The sequence below is a fragment of the Xylanibacter ruminicola Ga6B6 genome (assembly GCF_000687715.1).
Classification (GTDB): domain Bacteria; phylum Bacteroidota; class Bacteroidia; order Bacteroidales; family Bacteroidaceae; genus Prevotella; species Prevotella ruminicola_B.
The window spans coordinates 144,656-164,776 of sequence record NZ_JHXD01000003.1 but is presented as its reverse complement, the minus strand read 5'-3'; the positions used below and the strand labels follow the sequence as shown (position 1 = coordinate 164,776).

11 protein-coding genes are annotated in these 20,121 nt (G+C 48.3%); 3 read left to right on the top strand and 8 right to left on the bottom strand.

The genetic code is table 11. The features are described 5' to 3' along the window. Nucleotides 1–394: 394 nt before the first annotated feature. Entirely contained in the window at nt 395–1,903 is a 1,509-nt protein-coding gene (locus tag T500_RS0103485; protein ID WP_080694778.1) for a C10 family peptidase, read from the bottom strand. Between the two features lie 14 nt (nt 1,904–1,917). Further along, entirely contained in the window at nt 1,918–2,784 is an 867-nt protein-coding gene (locus T500_RS0103480; protein ID WP_230580831.1) for a prohibitin family protein, read from the bottom strand. Nucleotides 2,785–2,922: 138 nt separating this feature from the next. Here T500_RS0103480 and ald point away from each other — a divergent pair, with 138 nt between their 5' ends. Beyond that, on the top strand, nt 2,923–4,026 hold the full coding sequence (gene ald / locus T500_RS0103475; RefSeq protein WP_028906946.1) for an alanine dehydrogenase: 1,104 nt from the start codon (nt 2,923–2,925) through the stop codon (nt 4,024–4,026). Here the strand turns inward: ald and T500_RS0103470 are convergent. From T500_RS0103470 to T500_RS0103445, 6 genes are all read right to left on the bottom strand, one after another. After that, entirely contained in the window at nt 4,019–5,572 is a 1,554-nt protein-coding gene (locus T500_RS0103470; RefSeq protein WP_028906945.1) for an alpha-amylase family glycosyl hydrolase, read from the bottom strand. The genes ald and T500_RS0103470 overlap by 8 nt on opposite strands. Before the next feature lie 105 nt (nt 5,573–5,677). Next, nucleotides 5,678–7,057 carry an alpha-amylase family glycosyl hydrolase gene (locus T500_RS15070; RefSeq protein WP_196243461.1) on the bottom strand — a complete coding sequence of 460 codons (1,380 nt, stop codon included), beginning with the start codon at nt 7,055–7,057 and terminating at the stop codon, nt 5,678–5,680. Further along, nucleotides 7,041–8,138 carry a starch-binding protein gene (locus T500_RS15065; RefSeq protein ID WP_155267416.1) on the bottom strand — a complete coding sequence of 366 codons (1,098 nt, stop codon included), beginning with the start codon at nt 8,136–8,138 and terminating at the stop codon, nt 7,041–7,043. Before T500_RS15065 ends, T500_RS15070 begins: the two co-directional genes overlap by 17 nt. A gap of 19 nt (nt 8,139–8,157) precedes the next feature. Beyond that, entirely contained in the window at nt 8,158–9,972 is a 1,815-nt protein-coding gene (locus tag T500_RS0103455; protein WP_028906944.1) for a RagB/SusD family nutrient uptake outer membrane protein, read from the bottom strand. Between the two features lie 30 nt (nt 9,973–10,002). Then, nucleotides 10,003–12,951, bottom strand: a complete 2,949-nt coding sequence (locus tag T500_RS0103450; RefSeq protein WP_028906943.1) for a SusC/RagA family TonB-linked outer membrane protein — start codon at nt 12,949–12,951, stop codon at nt 10,003–10,005. A gap of 57 nt (nt 12,952–13,008) precedes the next feature. Next, nucleotides 13,009–15,009: a glycoside hydrolase family 97 protein gene (locus T500_RS0103445; RefSeq protein WP_028906942.1), complete on the bottom strand. Its 2,001-nt coding sequence runs from the start codon at nt 15,007–15,009 to the stop codon at nt 13,009–13,011. Nucleotides 15,010–15,249: 240 nt separating this feature from the next. Between T500_RS0103445 and T500_RS15060 the strand changes: the two genes are divergently transcribed. Together T500_RS15060 and T500_RS0103435 are read left to right on the top strand one after the other, a co-directional pair. Further along, nucleotides 15,250–16,887 (top strand): DUF6377 domain-containing protein, encoded by a 1,638-nt coding sequence (locus T500_RS15060; protein WP_051611853.1) that lies wholly within the window; start codon nt 15,250–15,252, stop codon nt 16,885–16,887. 103 nt (nt 16,888–16,990) lie between these two features. After that, nucleotides 16,991–19,981 carry a PEP/pyruvate-binding domain-containing protein gene (locus tag T500_RS0103435; RefSeq protein WP_028906941.1) on the top strand — a complete coding sequence of 997 codons (2,991 nt, stop codon included), beginning with the start codon at nt 16,991–16,993 and terminating at the stop codon, nt 19,979–19,981. The last annotated feature ends 140 nt before the right edge of the window (nt 19,982–20,121 follow it).

The following is a 20,121-nucleotide window of genomic DNA, read 5'->3' as shown; positions in this document are numbered from 1 at the left end:
AAACTGAGACACAGGGTGGTTTTAGTGTTGAACGGGGAAAGCTAATAATTAGATAAATGATACGATTATCATTTTTAATTTATTATAGCTTATCTATTAGCTTACTCCGATTTCAAACCATGCCGATTCCCAGTTTCTCAGTTTCCCAGTTTCTCCATTTTTATGAAGAAGGGCTTTCTTAATGAGATTGCCGTAACCTATCTGCCAAATATCCGTAACCTATCCCACAGATTGCTTACTGCTCCCCCACGAGGGAATTTTTGTTCCCCCACGAGGGAATAATTGCTACCCCACGAGGGAACAATTCTTTGCAAGCAAAGCGAGCATAGCTCTATCGGCTAGCCTTATATCTTTTTCAAAAGTAATCGGGTTAGCAAATCAGTTCAGCGTTTATTTATTTCACTTCTACCCATTTGCCGTTGCGCTTTACTGCTTTTACTTTGCGTACGCGGCGGGTGCCTATTTGGTTGAAGTTTTTAGAATCAATAGTTGGATGGGCAATCTGGCCTAACTGCTCCTGAGCACGCTTGGTGAGGCCAACAATCTTGCCATCGCGAAAGGCAAACTCCTTGTTGGCAGGGGCGATAATCACCTCGCGGAGGTTAGGACAGTTTTTTACAATATCTGCACCTATATGATGTGTAGAAGCTGGAATATAGAGGCGTTCCAGACGGGTACAGTCATCAAATACGATGCTCCCCAGCGTGTCGATAGACTCAGGCAATGTCACTTCGGTTAGGCTCTTGCATCCGCGAAATGTTTCGCTAAGAATATGGCGCACACCGTCAGGGATGTGGATACTAATCAGATTGGGGCAATTAAAGAAGGCCCCCTTGCGTATGCGCCATACTGAAGAGGGGATTTCGACTTCATTAAGGAATGCGCTGGAAGAAAATGCATAAAGACCTATCTGCTTGAGGCCCTTGGGAAGTTTGACATAGAAGAGCGTCTGCGTATTGAAGAATGCGGAGTCTGGCAGATACGCCACCTCGGCATGGCTAAGATCGAGTGAGTGCAGGTCGCCACACTGGCCGAATAGCCAATCTACTCTGGACATTTGCTGTAGTATCTTGAAGTCGCTCTTATCAAGTGGTCCGCTCACACGCAGATGTCGAATCTGCTTCCATTCGTTCTGTGGCAGCAGTTCTGCCAATTGGCCTGCATGTTCTGTTTTCACTTCTCTGAAGTCTGGCACATAGTCGGACTTGCCTAGTCCTATAATCGCCGTTTGTTTTAAGTCGTAGCCACCTAGATCGTCGAGTGTATAGTAGCCATCGCCTTTGCCATTCCAGCCAAAATTTACATGTACGCGCGAGCCGCGCACTCCATCAATAATAAATATGTGGCCTAGATTTTTGTCTCCATTCAGAAGTGAGCCTATCATCATGACCGGTCGGCCGCCCTGCAATTCGTCCATAATCAACCTTCGCCATAACCTTTTGCCTTCATCGCCAGGATATTGATCGCGCATGATGATAGAAATGTATGGATTAAAGCCAAAACACTTCTTTAACGTATTGATCACGTTGAGCGTATTTGTGCCACTCATATTTTTGCCATACGAGGTAAAGGCATTTACACCACAGTCGGCCACCAGCTTGGCAATGGCGCGTGCCTCTTGCTGGTTCGAAGGACGCTGCGTCATGAGGTTCCACTGATACTTATCGCCTGAAGGCGAAACCTCAGGCTGTTGCAGATAACGGATAATCTGTGCCATGGCAATAGGGCCACAGCCTGCGGGATTATTTGGTCCTGAAAGCGATGACTTTGGGCAGAACATGTTATAGGGTTCGCCCTGTCCCCACTGGGTTTGTATCAGTGGCAGAATTTCTTGCGCCTGCATAGAAGCGCAGGCTATAACAGAGAATGTTAAGCCAGTAAAGTATCTTAATATGTGATGCATTAAATATTCATTATTTATTTCTTGGCACCAATGACTTTCGAGATGTCCATCATCATGCCGCCGTTGCCAGTCATGATCTGGGGCATCTTGCCATCCCACTTCTCAATCATGTCTTCCTGTACAATCATGGGCGAGAGTGATGCGGCGATGGTGCGGTTGTAGTAGGCCTCGGCATCGGCCTTAATCTTCATGGCCTTGGCGTTACCCTCGGCTTTGGCTACAGCAATCTTGGCATTAGCCTCAGCCTCCTTTACCTCGTTCTCAGCCTTCAAGGCACTCTGGATGGCGGTGTTCTTGGCATCGATCATAGAAAGGAGCGATGATGGTGGGGTAATCTTTGAGGTAAACTCCTCAACCAAGAAGCCCTCGCTCATGAGCGACTTCTCCAAACGGGCACGCACATCGCGCTCGAAATTGGCGCGGTTCGACATGAGCGAATCAGATGTGTATTGGTTTGCACAGGTACGATAGGCCTCGTAGATACAGGTACGGATATAGCCCTCCTCAAGTTCCTTAACGCCCACACGATACTTGGTGAAGATATCGCAGGCCTTATCGGGATTGATACGGTAGGCAATGGTAGGATCCATCTCGAAGAGCGAAGCATCCTTGGCATTTACCGAGAAGGTTTCGTACTGCTTACGCTGGGTGAATGTAGGATAGGTAAACACGTTGGTAGTGATGGGGTTATAGAACACCCAACCTTTACAAGTGCCCTCTACACCACCATAGTCCTGCTCGTTGAGCGACCATTTGTGGAAACGGATACCCACCTCACCAGAATCAACTACTGTACAACAGGTGGTAAACAGAATCATAATAAACACAAAGCCTCCCAAGCCGTAGGCTAACACACGATAATACGGTTTCAATGAATTCATAATTTATAGCTTTTTAAATTGTTGCCATGATTGATATCGGCTGCAAAAATACAAAAAAAGTTGGAAAGACTGCACCACCAAACAGATTTTTTCGTATATTCGCACCATAAAACATGTATTACTAAAAACCTTGAGCTTATGAAAGTAGGAATCCCAAAAGAGATTAAGAACAATGAGAACCGTGTTGGTATGACGCCTGCGGGTGTGGCCGAACTCACACGTCGCGGTCATGAGGTAAGTGTGCAGCATACGGCTGGCGAAGGTAGCGGATTCAGCGACGACGACTATGTGAAAGCTGGTGCGCGCATACTGCCTAGCATCGAGGCTGTGTATCGTGAATGCGACATGATTGTGAAGGTAAAAGAGCCCATTGAGCCCGAGTATGAGCTGGTTCGCGAGGGACAGTTGCTATTTACCTATTTCCACTTTGCCTGCGAAAAGGAGCTTACAGAGGCGATGCTGAAGAGCAAAGCTGTTTGTCTGGCTTACGAAACAGTACAACTACCTAACGGTTCGCTCCCCCTGTTGCAGCCTATGAGCGAGGTGGCCGGACGCATGGCCACACTGAATGGTGCCTATTATCTGCAGAAAACCAAGGGCGGAAAGGGCAAACTGATTAGTGGTGTGCCAGGTGTAAGTCCGGCTAAGGTTCTGGTACTTGGTGGCGGTGTGGTTGGCGAGGCAGCAGCCTTGATGGCCGCAGGACTGGGGGCCGACGTGACTATCGCCGATATCTCGTTGCCTCGTTTGCGCCAGTTGGATATTGAGACACCAGCCAACGTGCATACGCTCTATTCGTCGGAGCATAACATCCGACAGATGTTGCCAACGGTTGACATTGTGGTAGGTAGCGTGTTAGTACCAGGTGATAAGACACCACACCTGATTACACGTGAGATGCTGAGACTGATGGAGCCAGGAACGGTGCTGGTTGATGTGGCTATCGACCAGGGTGGCTGTTTCGAGACATCGCGCCCCACCACACATAGCGAACCCGTTTATACCGAGGAGGGTATTGTACACTACTGCGTAGCCAACATCCCTGGTGCTGTACCTAACACCTCTACCCTCGCCCTTACCAACGCTACGTTGCGTTATGCCATTGCACTGGCCGATAAGGGCTGGCAGCAGGCATGCAAGGACGACCCGGCACTGGCCAAGGGACTGAACATTGTAGAAGGAAAGGTAACCTACAAGGCTGTGGCCGATGTATTCGGTCTGCCTTACGAGAAGATTATCTAACTACGTATTTCTTTCCATCACGGATATAGATACCAGCCTTAGTGGGTGTGTGAATAGCACGACCGCTAAGGCTGTACCATTGATGGCTGGCAGTTTGCGATGCAGAGACGGAACGAATACCTGTGGAAGATGATACGGGCTGTTCAGGATAGACACCACGTACATAAACGCGATACCCTTTAGCCTCGATATCAAACGTATGTGAGGCATGAAGCTTAACCTGCTGTCTGCTGGTGCCCTGGGCAATGGTTCTACTATCAAGCCAAAGGCTCCAATCACCCTCAGTAAGTCCGTTGATAGTAGCCGATGCATCTGTAGTACCCATATTAAGAACTACTAGCACCTGACTATCACCCAAAGTACGGGTATAAGCAAAAACGCTTGTGCTACCTTGTACATCAAACAGCTGGGTTGCAGGATTATCAGCGGTCTGTTTGGCATGACTCAAAGCTGGCACTGCATGCTTTAATGCAAACAGCGTGCGCAGGGTGTTCAGCATCTTATCATCTTTTGCTGTCCAATCAATCTTGGTATCGTTGAAATAGTCGAGAGCCTGATTTCCGCCAACTTCCTGACCATTGTAAACAAGTGGCATTCCATAAACGGTATAAGCAAGTACTGTGAGGGGATAACGGTTATCGCCATACTTCTGAGTGAGCGTTTTCTTGGTTTCATTATAATTCTGATCGTGATTAGTGACATAGAGCATGCGACCAAACGATATATCAGCAGATTTCTGTAGCAGCGTATTGACAAACACCTTTAATCGCGACGCTGCCGTGCCATTGGCATAGCTGGCCAATGATGACTGGAACTGCCAGGCATAATCGTAATCAAAGCCAACACTCTTTAACCGGGTTGCATCGGATGCGATATCGGCCTCGCCAAGGAAGGTTACTGGTTTCAGCGCTTTTATCATCGGGATAGTGGTTTGCCAATACGAGGCTGGAATCTGGGGACTACTGATATAATCGCAGCGATAGCCATCAATATCAGCCTCATCGATCCAGAACTTCAGGCAATCGTTCATAGCATTAACTAAGTCGGCATTGCCATAATCCAGCTGCCACACATCGCCATAGTTGTTGGGATGAACCATCTGTCCACCACTCGTTAAGTAGTATTCAGGATGAGTTGTTACCCAGTCGGCATTGGTGGCCGTATGGTTAGGCACCCAATCGAGCCATACCTCCATTCCTAATTCATGGGCACGAGCCACAAAGGTCTTCAAGTCAGCAATAGAACCATAACTAGGATTAGTTTGCTGGAAGTTGGTAGCAGCATAGGGACTATTGATACCTCCGCCACGGGGATAGATGGGCATGAGCCACACCACATCGACACCCAACGTTTTGAGTTCGTACAACCGGGCCTGGGCAGCAGAAAAGGTTCCCTCGGTAGTAAACGAGCCTACATTCATCTCGTACACCACACGGTGCCCATCGGAGCGCATCTCAACCGATTTGTTAATGTCATCCACATAATCGGCAGCAAACAGGCCACCAACATTCAAAGTAAACAGAAGTGCAATTAAAATTTTATTCATAACCAACCAAAATTAAAAAGTGGGGCGACCGTTCTTCACAGAGCAGCCTGCCCCTATGAGTACTCAAATTCAGTAATACCTTTAGTTTTATGATGAAGCAGGTGATTACTGTTTAACGTATACTGCATAACCGTTGGCCTCTAACTTGAGAGGCGACGATCCAGAGAGAGTGCAATCAGAAATACTGGGACCGTTTAAGATTGTCCGACTGTTAAGCCACTGCTGATAGTAGCCTGCTGCAAGCGCTGGGATTACAACCTCAACATCATAGCCACCAAAGTTTACCATCACTACCACGTTGTTACGTTTCCAAGCTAACACGTTACTATCGTTGGTATCGAGAAACTCCACTGGAGCAGTCTCGGCCAATGAGGGTTGCTGGTGATGCAAGGCGATGAGGGTACGGATGGTGTTCAGCATCTTATGATCTACACGCTGCCACTTTACTTTGGCATCGGTAAAATAATTCAGTGTATCGGGATCGCCAATCTCCTGACCATTATAGATGAGCGGCATGCCCTGCAGGGTAAACTCAAGAACGGAAAGGCCATAACGATGTTCGCCATAGAACTTGCGCAACGTGTTACCACCATCGTTGTAGTTCTGATCGTGATTGGTGAGATAAACCATACGACGATTCTTTACTTTAGCCGACTTATCGAGGAATCGCTGACAAATCTGCTTCAGCGTATCAGTATTAAAGCCACGACGGCACAAACGCGCCATTGCCCCCTGAAAACTCCAAGCATAATCGTAATCGAAACCGCACGAATCGATACGCTGGTTATGACGGTCGGTAATGTCGGTCTCGCTCATCATCTCGATTTTCTTACCAGGTTTAAATGTTTTGAGCTGGGCAATGATATCCTGCCAGTAAGATACGGGAATGGTGGGACTCGACACATAGTCGCAACGATAGCCATCAACATCGCATTCGTTGATCCAGAACTTCAAAGCCGAGTTTACCTCGTTTACCAATGCGGGATTCTGATAGTTCAACTCTAACACATCGCCCCAGCCATGTGGATGAATCATCTGGCCCTTGTCGTCGCGGGTAAAGTAATCAGGGTGCGACTGTACCCAAGGATTCTCCTGAGCCACATGGTTAGGAACCCAGTCGAGCCATACCTTCATGCCCAGCTGATGAGCACGAGCCACAAAAGCCTTAACATCATCAACCGTTCCGTATTTGGGGTTCACAGCCTTGTAATCCATTGCGGCATAGGGACTATTCACAGTAGCGCCACGCGGATAGATGGGCATCAACCAGATAATATCAATGCCCAATGTATCGAGCCTGCCTAACTGCTGTGCTGCAGCCTGGAATGTACCCTCGGCAGTAAAGGCGCCCACGTTCATCTGATAGATGACACGGTTGGCATCGCTTAAAGGCTGGGTATTATCAACAACAAGACTTTTGGTAGCCCCGCCACAGGCTGAGAGCATCAGCGCTGTGGCGAGGATAAGATTACTGCAGTACTTCATAACCACCATCGAAAATGCGGATATAGATGTCGTGATCAATCGTAAAGTTCAGATCGCCACCTTCCCACTGCACACCACCATTGTTATTATTGGGGATGAGATTAAGATTCAAACCGGTATTGGCTGCACCCATATCAAAATAGGTATACTCTACCCCACCGATGGTCTGGGTGCCTGTAACGGGTATTCCAGGCCAACCGCCAAAGGCTTCGGCATCGCCCCAGGCATACAAGGACAGATCGGTCTGACTCGACTCGTTCAGCACAAACAGGGCAAAGCCATCGTGTTCAACTTTTGCTTCGGCACCAATCTCTTCTATACCATCAGGCGTGATACGCAGATAGATGTTACGATCGATGGTAAAGTTGAAGTCGGCCAACTGTGTTCCGTTTCCACCATTATTAAATATCAGGTTCTCAACCAATCCGGTGTTAGCAGCACCCATATCAAAGTATTTCCAGGTGATACCATCGTGATTCCAAGTACCAGTAACCTGCATACCTGGCCAGTCGCCATTCATATTGTTGATGTCGCCCCACATATAAAGGGTGAGCACATCCCAACCAGTCTGGTCGTTGACATACACACAGAATCCGTCGTGCTCTGGTTCAGGTGCCTCGCCGCCACTCCAGTAGTAGCTTTCCCAACGCTGTCCCCATACATTTGTAAAGGTGCCAATACCAGGATTGTCGGTATGCATAGCGGCCTCGCCAGCAGTAGTAAACTCCTTTCCCTGATTCTTTGAGTAGAAGCTGAAGCCATCGGCCAGCGACTTACCTGCTACAAAGCTGTTGGGATCGAGATAGATGCCCCACTTTACATTACTGTTTGGCGCTTTGGTCAACAAATACTGTGGATCACCTATTGCCTCATCGTCGCCATTAAAGGCACCTGTGATATAAATCTCCTCGTCGGCAGTAGTGCCAAAGGGAGCAATAAACTCCAACAGGATGCGATCGGTACGTGTATCGAACTGCTGGCGCTCGTGATCAAACACGATATCCTCGTTTTTTGTGCAGCTGCTCATCAAGCTCACAAAAGCCATCATGACCAGAAACGCACTATATATTTTCTTGCTCATATTCTTTAATGTTTTATGTTTAATAGTTGGGATTCTGAACCAAGCCGGGATTTACAGAGATGGCTGTTTGTGGCAATGGATACCACTCGTACTTGCGGTCGCGCTTAGCGGGCAGGCTGATACCATCCTCGGTAGCACGTCCCCAGAACCACCACTGTCCCTGAGTGAACTTATCAAAACGACGCAGGTCGGTACGACGGCGGTTACCCTCACCCAGGTATTCCTTACCCCACTCAGAGAGCATCCAGTCCATATCAAAATTATCGAAACCAGGACCTGGCACATTCAGAGCGGCAGTACGATCGGATGCCTTGAAGTAACGCTGGCGCACAGCATCAACATACTTCTTTGCCTCGGCACTATTACCCTTACGCATCTCGCACTCAGCTACATTATAATAAGCCTCGGCCAGACGGAACTGTACATCATCGATGCTCTTGAAACCGCCATTCTCATCGTTTGGATAGAGAGGATACTTAACCAGACGAACGCCCGAGTTGGTTTCGCCCCAACGAGGACTCATCACCGTTTCAAGGTCGCGACCCTGATTCAGGAAGGTGCCCAACTGATCGACAAATATCAGATCCTGACCATCGCGGTCGGCATCGGCCTTCAGCACGTCGCCGGTACCAAAATTGGCACGTACCAAGCCTTTCAGGAACATACCCGGGCCATGGGTCTTGGTGGCTACATCGTAGGTATAGTTCTGCTTACGGATATCGCGGTCGTCGAAGCGCTCATAGGGCGCGCCCAATTTATCGCCATAATCCAAGAAACTCTTGGCACCGATTGAACCACCTGTTGGCTGAACGGTACCCGAGTTATCGAACGAAGGAACCAAGCATACGCAGTTCCAGGCACCGATACCATCGTAGCTCTGTCCGAAGTAATCGGCATAACCATACCACATACCGACCATGGTACGTACGTTAGAGATGGCGTTAGCAGCACCCTGACCATCCTCGGCAGCAAGGGCGAAGATTACCTCGGGACTCTTTACATTATCTATCGAGTACAGGTTACGGTAGTTGCTATCAATCGCATAATTACCATAAGTACCACCAATGATATCTTTCGAAAGCTGTTCACACTCATCGTAGTGGTTCTCGCCGATAAACACCTCGGCATTGAGCAACAAACGAGCCTTGAGCAAACGGTTCATGGCCTGGTTGGCACGGTTCACCATCGAGTGGTTGTCGTCCTCCTTTGCCAATGCGCCAACCGTCTCGTCGAGTTCAGTAGCAATAAAATCGTATATCTTCTTGCACGATGTATCCCAGTCAGGATCGGCCGAACCAGGCACCTCACTACTAGCCGAGGTATTCAATGGCAGCGCGCCACCCCAAAGTTCGAAGATACAGTAATAGTTCCATGCACGTATGGTGCGAACCTCGGCTACATACTGTGCCAACTGAGCATCGGTCATACCAAGACTGGCAGCACTCAGCCCCTCGAGATCGCTCAGCAACAGGTTCGAGAGTCCGATAGCTGTCCAAGCGCCGTTCCAGGCATTATTAATGATGGTAGATTCTGAAGTCCAGTTGTGCCAAGAGAGCACGGTCTTCATAGCCTCGTCCCATCCCCAAAGTCCACCATTCCACACACGCCATGTAATCTGGTCGGAGGGATATTCTGAAAGGTGGAAGAAATTCTCACCAGCCAAGGTCTGTGATGTCTGGCCGTAGATGGCAGCCACAGCACCTTTCACACTGGCTTCATTCTGATAATATACACCGGCGTCGATACGATCGTACACTTTCTCATCGAGATCAGTACATGCCGTAAGCCCTAAACCCAGTGCCATCGCAATGATGCTATATTTGATTGTTTTCATATCTCTTAATTCTATATTCTTAAATCATAATTAGTGAAAGCGCAGAGTCACACCCAGACTTACCTGAGTGGCCTGTGGATAGGCGCTATTAGAGTCGATACCAGGAGTGATACCTGTTGAGGTAACAATTGAAGGATCGTTGCCTTCATAACCTGTGAGTGTAAACACATTCTTGGCTGTGAGATAAACACGCAGACTCTCAACCAATTGACGGTTCTTTGGAGTATAGGTATAACCCAAAGTCACGTTGTCGAGTTTTACATAGTCGCCTTTCTCAAGAAAATAACTTGAGATAATACCACCACTCGACTCCACATTACTATAATCAGTATAAGCACTACGCAGTACGTTATCAGTACCTGATCCCTTGAGGCCCATGCCATACTTACGCATGTTGAAGATCTCGTAGCCCAGGGCACTACGGAAGAGCATGCTCAGATCCCAGTTCTTGTAGCTGATAGAGTTGCTCCATGACAGGAAGTGCTTAGGTGCGCCATTTCCGATAGTACGCTTGTAAGAAGGATCGGCCTGTGCAGCGGGCACCTTATTGCCATTGTTATCGTAGATGAGCAACAGTCCATTCTCGTCGATACCAGCATGCTCATAGCCATAGAACTGACCTATCTTTCCACCCTCCTCAACACGGAAGAAGTACTCGCTGGTGCCAGGACCTGGTTTCTGATACAGATCCAGATAAGCCATCTGGTAAGCATCGCTAGAGAGTTTTGTAAGCTTGGTATCGCCCATACTCCAGTTGATACCGGTGGTCCACTTCAAGCCTTTCTTGGCAATCACGTCATAATCCAACGAGACCTCGATACCAGTATTCTTGGTGGTTCCCACATTCACCAGAATGGTGTTGTAGATGAATGGTGGCTGGGGAGCTGTGTAGTTGTAAAGCAGATCCTGCGAACGACGGTCGAAATACTCAACGCTACCACGCAAACGACTCTTGAATGCAACAAAATCCAGACCTACGTTGAAAGCAGTCGACTTTTCCCAAGCCAAATCAGGGTTAGCATTCAATGATGGTGCATAACCATTAATCCACTGGTTATCGATAAGATAAGCACCACGGGTGCTATAGGTGGCTATACTCTGATAAGCATTAAAGTCGGAACGACCTGTTACACCATAGCTTACGCGAGGTTTCAGGCTCTGGAAAGTATGCTGCAAGCTCTGAGCAAATGGCGTATTAATGATTTCCCATGCCAACGAAGCAGATGGGAAGTTACCCCACTTTTTGTTAGCACCAAACTTAGTGCTACCCTCACGACGCATAGAGGCCGAAGCGTAGATGATATCATTGAAATTGTAATTCAATCGACCGAAGAAACCTATCAATGTAGATTCTGATGAGCCTGCCCAAATGTTGGCTTTGCCATCGCGCAGATAGCTACCGTTGCCAATGCCATGATACGAAAGGGCATCGTAAACAAAGCCCATATTCTCGTTACCACTCTGCTCCCACATGCTACGCTCCCATGAATAGCCAAGCACAGCCTTAAGCTGGTGCTGCTTCAGCGTCATGGTGTAGTTGATGAGGTACTCCAAGCGGTTGGTCCACCACTTCTGATAGTTGATGCGAGCACGACCATCATAACCATTCCAGAACGATTCGCTCGAGGTTGATGGTGTATAGAAGTTATCCTTCAGGTCGTTGTACTGCAAGGCATGGCTCAATGAGGTATTCAGGTTGTGCTGCTCTAACTGCAGGATATTGAGTTTTACATCTGCATTACCCAACAAATAGATGCGATCGCCCTGACTCACGTTCTCTTTCAGATCGTTCACTGGGTTGTGGATATCTGTAGGTGAATTGGGCTGATAATAAGTGCCATCAGCATTTTTCACAGGGATGGTTGGGTTCATGGTGAGGGCAGTATCAAACAAGCCGTCGTTACCCCACTTCTCGTGTACCTTACGGGCAGAGAGTGAAGAGTTGAACTGCAAACGGTTGTTGAGCACACGCTGCTCGCCTACAAAGCGACCACCGTATTCCTCACGACCCGATACGATATCCAAACCATTACCTTTCTTATAATTAACAGAGAGTCCGAAATAACCATTCTTAGTTGATGAATCAACAGAGATATACTGGTTGAGACTATAGCTTACCGGACGGGTAATCTCGCCCCACCAATCGGTATCGGCACCGTAGTCCTGACCGCGACGTGAACGACGGAACTCGTCGGTAGAGAGAATATCTACACGGGGCTTCTGAATATTGAGTGCGATATAGCTGTCGTAGGTTACGTTAGTAACACCAGCCGAGCCCGAGCCTTTCTTAGTTGTAACCAGGATAACACCATTAGCACCACGGGTACCATAGATGGCAGCCGAGCCGGCATCCTTCAGTACGGTAATCGACTCAACATCCTGGGTAGCAATGTTACGCAGATCGCCACCGGCTATACCATCGATAACAACCAGCGGGCCGTTGCTGGCTGTCAACGAACCAGCACCACGCACCTGGATATCGGTCATGGCATTAGGATTGGCATCGGCAGTAGCAGCCACATTCAGACCAGCCACCTTACCAGCAATCAGCGCCATAGGGTCGCTGGCTGCACCTTGGTTAAACTGGTCCTTGTTAATCTGAACCACTGAGCTCGATATTTCTTTCTTAGCCATCGAGCCATAACCAACCACAACCACTTCGTTCAGCTGTGCCACATCCTCTTTCAGCACAACCTCCATGCCGTCCTTGGCTTTCAGTTCCTGTGGATTGTAGCCGATGTAAGAGAACACCAACGTAGCTCCAGGCTTACATGACAGCTTGAAGTTTCCGTCGAAGTCAGTCACTGTACCATTCGATGTTCCTTTGACAATGATCGAGGCGCCAATAACGGCTATGCCCGATTCGTCCTTCACACGACCATTAATCGTGGTCTGTGCCGAAACATCCAAAGCGAAAAACATCACCGCCAACATTATCAGCAGGCGATAACAAAGATTCTTTGATCTTTTCATCTTCATTGGTTTTTGTTAAAATTAGAGTTATAAAAAAAGTTTTAGTTGAAAATATCTTGCCTTTTATTGCTTAGCTTTCTCAATCCTGACGGCAGCGCCACCACTACGAGCCAGACGCAGGTGCAGGGTGTCGACTTTAGTAACAGCAATCTGGCGTATCGTCATCTCGTATGGATTACGCTCAAAGTCGGCTTCAGGTCCATCCTCGTAGATAATAGCACGATAAGTGGCACCTTCGTCAAGGAAATCGAGTGACACTTCCAGACTACGAGCCTCCTCGTTAGTAATACTGCCGATAAACCAGCTGTCGCCGCCACGCTCCTTACGGGCGATGGTGATATACTTACCAATCTCACCGTTGGGCACTAAAGTACGACTCCATGTGGTAGGACAACTCTCAATAAAGCTGAGTGCAGGCTGACCTTCGTAATTCTCGATGGCATCGGCTGCCATCTGTAACGGACTGTAGATGACGACAAACTCACCCAGCTGCTTGGCCAATGTAGAGTGCGGATGGGTGCCTGGCACAATCTCCGAGAAATTAAAGATGGCAGGCGTAAAATCGGTAGGACCAGCTAAACCACGGGTAAACGGCAGCGTAACGGTGTGAGATGGTGGATTACCACCACGACGACCCCAGGCATTATATTCCTGACCACGCACACCTTCCTGGGTCATCAGGTTTGGCCAAGTGCGCTGTATGCCAGTAGGCATAGCTGGCTCGTGATTATCTATCATGATATGATGCTTGGCAGCACACTCTATCACCTTACGATAATGACGGATACCATACTGCGACTTAGCTAACTCCTTACCATCAAAGTAATGTCCAACGTATCCCGTCTTTACGGCACGAATGCCCAATCGTTCGAACCAGTTGAAAGCCTGTTCCATCTGACTCTCCAGGAGAGAGGCATTACCCCAGGTTTCGGTATGACCGATAAATCGTACACCTTTTTGCAAGCCATACCGGGTTACTTCGTGCATATCAAAATCGGGGTACGACTCCAGATAGCTAATCTTCTCGCCCTGTCCCCAACCAGGATTCCAGCCCTCGGCCAACACACCGCTGAAGCCATGACGGGCAGCAAAGTCCATATAGCGTTTCACGTTCTCGGTAGTAGCACCATGGGTAGGCCCCATCTCCCAAGTGTTCTGTTTTTTGTGGATGCTCCACCAGATGCCGATATAACGGCCTGGCTCAATCCACGATGTATCTTTAATTTGTGATGGTTCATTCAGATTCAGCATCAGGTTCGAGGTGAGCAATCCACCTGCTGTTTTGCTGATAATCATCGTACGCCAGGGACTCTTAAGCTGCCCCTTGGCATACACCTTTACCCCACTACGCCAAGGTGTAAGGGCGGTAAGTAATCTAACAGCGCCACCATCCGCACTCCGGGGGGTGAGATTGATGCTGGCATAATCCTCGAGTGCAGCCTCGTGGATGGCCAGATACAAATCCTTCTCATACTCTATTGTAAGTGGTGTGCATACAGTATCCTTCTGGCTCAGCATTCCGGCCTTGTAGATTCCTTCGAAATACTCGGTATGGTTAGTGGGTATCGACCAGGCTTTGGCATCGTGTGCCAAAGTCATCTCGGTCAACTCGTCCATAATCTGGAATTCCTTTCCTTTATTATAATCTGGCAGGATATAACGGAAACCGAAGCCATCATTATACACACGGAACACCACTTGCATAGGCTGTCCAGACTGTTCGCGGAAATTTACCATCAGTTCATTGTAATGATTATGAGTGATATCATTTTCGCCCCAAGGCTGATTCCAAATCTCGTCCTTCTGCGAGCGAGCTACCTTGCCCATCTTTGTCTTAGCACCCAACTCAGCATTATTTAATAGGTATCCTAAATGCGAGGGGGCCACAACAGCTTTTCCCTCATAGTTTACCATATAAAATGGTTGTTGATTCTTCACGCCGACGGTAACCGTCACGGCACCGTCGGGCGAAGTTACCTTTACGTTTCCGGCATTACTTTTAGTAACACCATTCATTACCAAACTAACCAATATAACAAATCTAACAAACCTCAGTAATCGCATAATTTTGAAATTTTTCGGCAAAGATAGAGATATCATTCTACGCCTCCAAGCGCCACAAACAAATATCTAAACTCTCAAAAACGCAAACATCTGGAAATAAACTGGTTATAATTTAGACTCATCACAAAAATCTAAAGAAAATCAATCGCAATTTGGCATAAATAGGCTTATATTATTTGGTTATTTCAGAAAGATATCGTATCTTTGTGCCCAACAACATAACACAAACAACTCTAACTTATGATACGACAATGCATCATTTTGATTCTGATGGTTCTGACCACAGAGAGTCGGGCTCAACAAGCAAGTAACCGACAGCTCTATCAAACGCTCGACAGCTTGATAGAACACTACGACCAGTTAACAGCCGATAAGGAACGCCGCGTGGCAGCCATCAAGGAGGGAGTTAAAGGTATTACTTTAACTGCTGAGCAGCAATACGACCTGAACCAACGACTCTACGACGAATATGTTGCCTATAAGTTCGACTCTGCTTTCTATTATATAGATAAGAATGTGAAAGCCTTGCGCAAATCGGGCAACCACAATCGTTTTGCAGCCAGCGCCGTACGTATGGCACATATTCTGGCTGTTACAGGACTCTTTGATCGTGCCCGCCGACTGCTGGATGAAGTAGCAGTTGACTCGATTAACGACCAACAGAAGATAGCCTTTTACAACCAACAAAGTGAGCTGAACCTGTACCGTTCGGAAATGGCTCAGAACACCGAATACTTCTACGACTATATACAACGAGCACAATACTATCGACAGCTGGTGATACAGATTGCGCCCAAAGACAGTTACGATTATATCTTTAATCAGGCTACCTACATTTGCGAGGCTGGCGACACCAACAAAGCCATACAGATGCTTGAAGACTACCTGCTGAAGCTTGAAGAAGGTACGCGTGCTTACAGTATTGTTACCAGCACGCTGGCTTTCTTCTACCAAACCAAGGAGATGCACCAACAGCAGGAACGTTATCTTCTGCTCAGCGCCATCAGCGATGAGCGATGCGCCATCCGTGAGAACAACTCGCTACGCATACTTTCAGAGATACTAATGAACCGCGGTAATAACGACGATGCCTACCGTTATCTGTTACAAGCCATCAGCGAGGCCCGTTTCTATGGTAGTCGCATCCGCATGATGCAAGTAGGACGCATGGCGCCGCAGATTCTGCAACTGTACGATGCCGAGCGCACTCAGACCCAGCAGCGCACCAACCTACTGCTGGCCATCATATCCTTTATCTCGCTGGTACTTGCAGGTATCATCGTCTATACCCTACGTCTGTATCGCAAAAAACACGCAGCTGGTTTGCAGATTATCGAGATGAACAAGATTCTGGCTAAGCATACCGAAGAGATTGAGACTGTTAACACGCAGATGAAAGAAGCCAATCGCATTAAAGAGGAATACATTGGACGTTTTCTGGAACTCAGCAGTATGTTGCTTTCAAACACCGAGCAACGCATGAAACAGTTAAACCGATTAGCTAGAGAACGAAAACTGGAGGAACTATATGCCGAACTCAAAACGAAGGAACCAGTAAACACAGGTATCCGCACTTTCCATAGTCATTTCGACACCGCCTTCCTTAACATCTACCCCCACTTTATCAGCGAGGTCAACAAGTTACTTACACCTGAGAATCAGTTCATTACCGACAACGACGGGGCTACAGCCAAGCGTTTGACAACCGAGTTACGCATTCTGGCTCTTATCCGCCTTGACATTACCGACAATCAAGAGATTGCCGATATTCTCCGTTCCAGCATCACCACCATCTACACCTACCGTTCTAAACTCAAAGCCAAAGCCCTCAACAAAGAGACTTTCGAAGACGACGTACGTAAGATTGCCACTTATTAGCTCGAGGATATTCCCAGTTAGGGAAAATTTATTCCCCAGTTAGGGAAATATTTTTTCCCAACGTGGGAACTTTGGGGAAAATTTTATATCTTTGTCGCCGAATATGGAAGAAGTAAGCAAGATACCATCTGAGTGGAATAAATTCTACTTGAAGGATGTGTCGTTCGTGAACCTGATGACACGACGCATCTTTAATGTGCTGATTGTGGCCAATCCCTACGATGCGTTCATGCTCGAAGACGACGGTCGTGTAGATGAGAAGATCTTCGACGAGTATATGGAGCTGGGTATGCGATACCCACCCACGTTCCGACAGGTATCGACCACCGAAGAAGCACACGAAGTGCTACACAACACGGATATCGACCTGGTAATCTGTATGCCTGGTAATGCGGATAACGACGCCTTTACCGTGGCACGCGAAATCAAGGCCGAGCATCCCAACATTCCTTGCGTGGTGCTTACACCCTTCTCGCATGGTATCACCAAACGTATTCAGGACGAGGATATGTCGGTGTTCGACTACGTGTTCTGCTGGTTGGGTAACACCAACCTCATTATGAGCATCATCAAGCTGATTGAGGACAAGATGAACATCGAGCACGACATCAAGGAGGCCGGCGTACAGATGATTATGCTGGTTGAGGATAACATCCGCTTCTACTCGAGCGTGCTACCAAACCTCTATAACTATATTCTGGCTCAGAGTAAACGTTTCTCGACCGAGGCGCTGAACCCGCATGCTGCAGCCCAGCGTAAACGCGGACGCCCCAAAGTGGTACTGGCTACCACCTACGAGGAAGCCATGCAGCTGTACGAGAAGTATCACGAGAACACCTTAGGCGTGATTAGTGATACCCGATTCCCCATGCAAGTACACGAGGGTCGGTTGAGCCACGTAGAGGAAGGCGACCCAGAGGCAGGACTGAAACTGCTGAGGGAGATTCGCAAACGCGATGAGTACGTGCCCCTGATTCTCGACTCTTCGGAGATTGGCAACAAAGCCAAAGCCGAAGCCGAGGGATTCCACTTTATTGATAAGAACTCGACCAAGATGAATGTGGACCTGCACCACCTGATGGAGGAACACATGGGTTTTGGCGACTTTATATTCCGCGATCCAAAAACCAAGGAAGAGGTGTTCCGTGTATCGTCGCTGAAGGAACTGCAGGACAACATCTTCAAGATTCCTTACGACTCGATGCTCTACCACGTAAGTCGTAACCACATGAGTCGCTGGCTTACAGCACGTGCCATCTTCCCCGTTTCGGCCTTCTTGAAACATGTTACCTGGCATAAGCTGCAGGATGTGGATGCCCACCGACAGATTATCTTCGATGCCATTGTGCAGTACCGCCGGATGAAGAATATTGGTGTGGTAGCCGTGTTCGACCGACTGAAGTTCGACCGCTATGCCCACTTTGCCCGTATCGGTGAAGGTTCGTTAGGAGGTAAAGGTCGTGGTCTGGCATTCCTTGATAACATCATCAAGCGCCACCCAGAGCTGAACCAGTTTGAACAGGCCAAGGTATCGATACCTAAAACAGTAGTATTGTGTACCGACTTCTTCGACGAGTTCATGGAGAAGAACAACCTGTGGACAATAGCCTTGAGCGATGCCAGCGACGAGGAGATACTGCAGCACTTTATGCGTGCCCAGTTGCCCGACTCGCTGATAGCCGACTTCTTTACCTTCTTTGATGCAGTGAAGAGTCCTATCGCCATCCGTTCAAGTTCGTTGCTCGAGGATTCGCACTACCAGCCCTTTGCAGGTATCTACTCTACCTATATGATTCCTTATCTGGATGATAAATACGAGATGCTACGCATGCTGGCCTGTGCCATCAAGGGTGTGTATGCCTCGGTTTACTATAAGGACTCGAAGGCCTATATGCTGGCCACGCAGAACGTGATCGACCAGGAGAAGATGGCTGTGATTCTGCAGGAGGTAGTGGGTAAGCAGTATGGCGACCTGTACTACCCCAACTTCAGTGGTGTGCTGCGTTCGTTGAACTACTACCCTATCGGCGACGAGACTGCCGAAGAGGGTATTGCATCGCTGGCTGTAGGATTAGGAAAATATATCGTAGATGGCGGTCAAACCCTACGCGTATCACCCTATCACCCCAAGCAGGTACTGCAGACTTCGGAGATGGAGACAGCCCTGAGCGAGACCCAAACCCGATTCTACGCCTTGGACATGGCTCATGTAGGCGATGACTTTAAGGTTGACGACGGCTTTAATATCAAGAAGGTACGTGTAAAGCAGGCTGCCGAAGACGGAGCCCTCACCTATCTGGCCTCGACCTACGACCCGACGGATAACATCATCCGCGATGGTATCTACGAGGGCGGACGAAAGGTAATCTCGTTCTGCGGCGTGCTGCAGCACGATGTATTCCCATTACCAGAGCTGCTACAGATGGCACAGAAGCTGGGTGCCGACGAGATGAAGCGCCCTGTAGAGATTGAGTTTGCCTGCAACCTGAACGACGACCGCACAGGCGAGTTCTACCTGCTACAGATTCGTCCTATCGTAGATGCCAAGCAGGTGCTGGATGAAGACCTGCAACAGATACCTGACAGCGACTGCTTGCTGCGCTCGTACAACTCATTGGGTCATGGTATTTCCGAGGACGTGGTGGATGTGGTTTATGTAAAGACCGACGACGACTTTACCGCCGTAAACAATCCTACCATCGCCTGCGAGATTGAGGAGATAAACCGCAAGTTCCTACAGGCCGACAAGAACTACGTGCTGATTGGTCCGGGCCGCTGGGGTTCGAGCGATTACTGGCTGGGCATTCCCGTAAAATGGCCTCACATATCAGCAGCAAGGGTGATTGTTGAGGTAGGATTGAAGAACTACCGTGTTGACCCCTCGCAGGGCACGCACTTCTTCCAGAACCTCACCTCGTTCGGTGTGGGTTACTTCACCATCAACACCTATACGGGCGACGGGGTGTTCCAGAAGGAACTGCTCGACCAGATGCCCGCTGTTGAAGAGACCCAGTTCGTACGTCACGTGCGCTTCGACCATCCGCTGAGAATCATGATGGATGGTAAGAAACAAACTGGCGTAGTACTGCGATGAGATACAGGCCCTGCTGCAATTACGATATTGCGGCAGGGCTTTTTACTAAATAAACAAAAAAATAAACAGGAAACTTGGTTTGAAATAATATTTTTCATACCTTTGCACAGAGTGCAATACCAATCTATTAACAATACCGC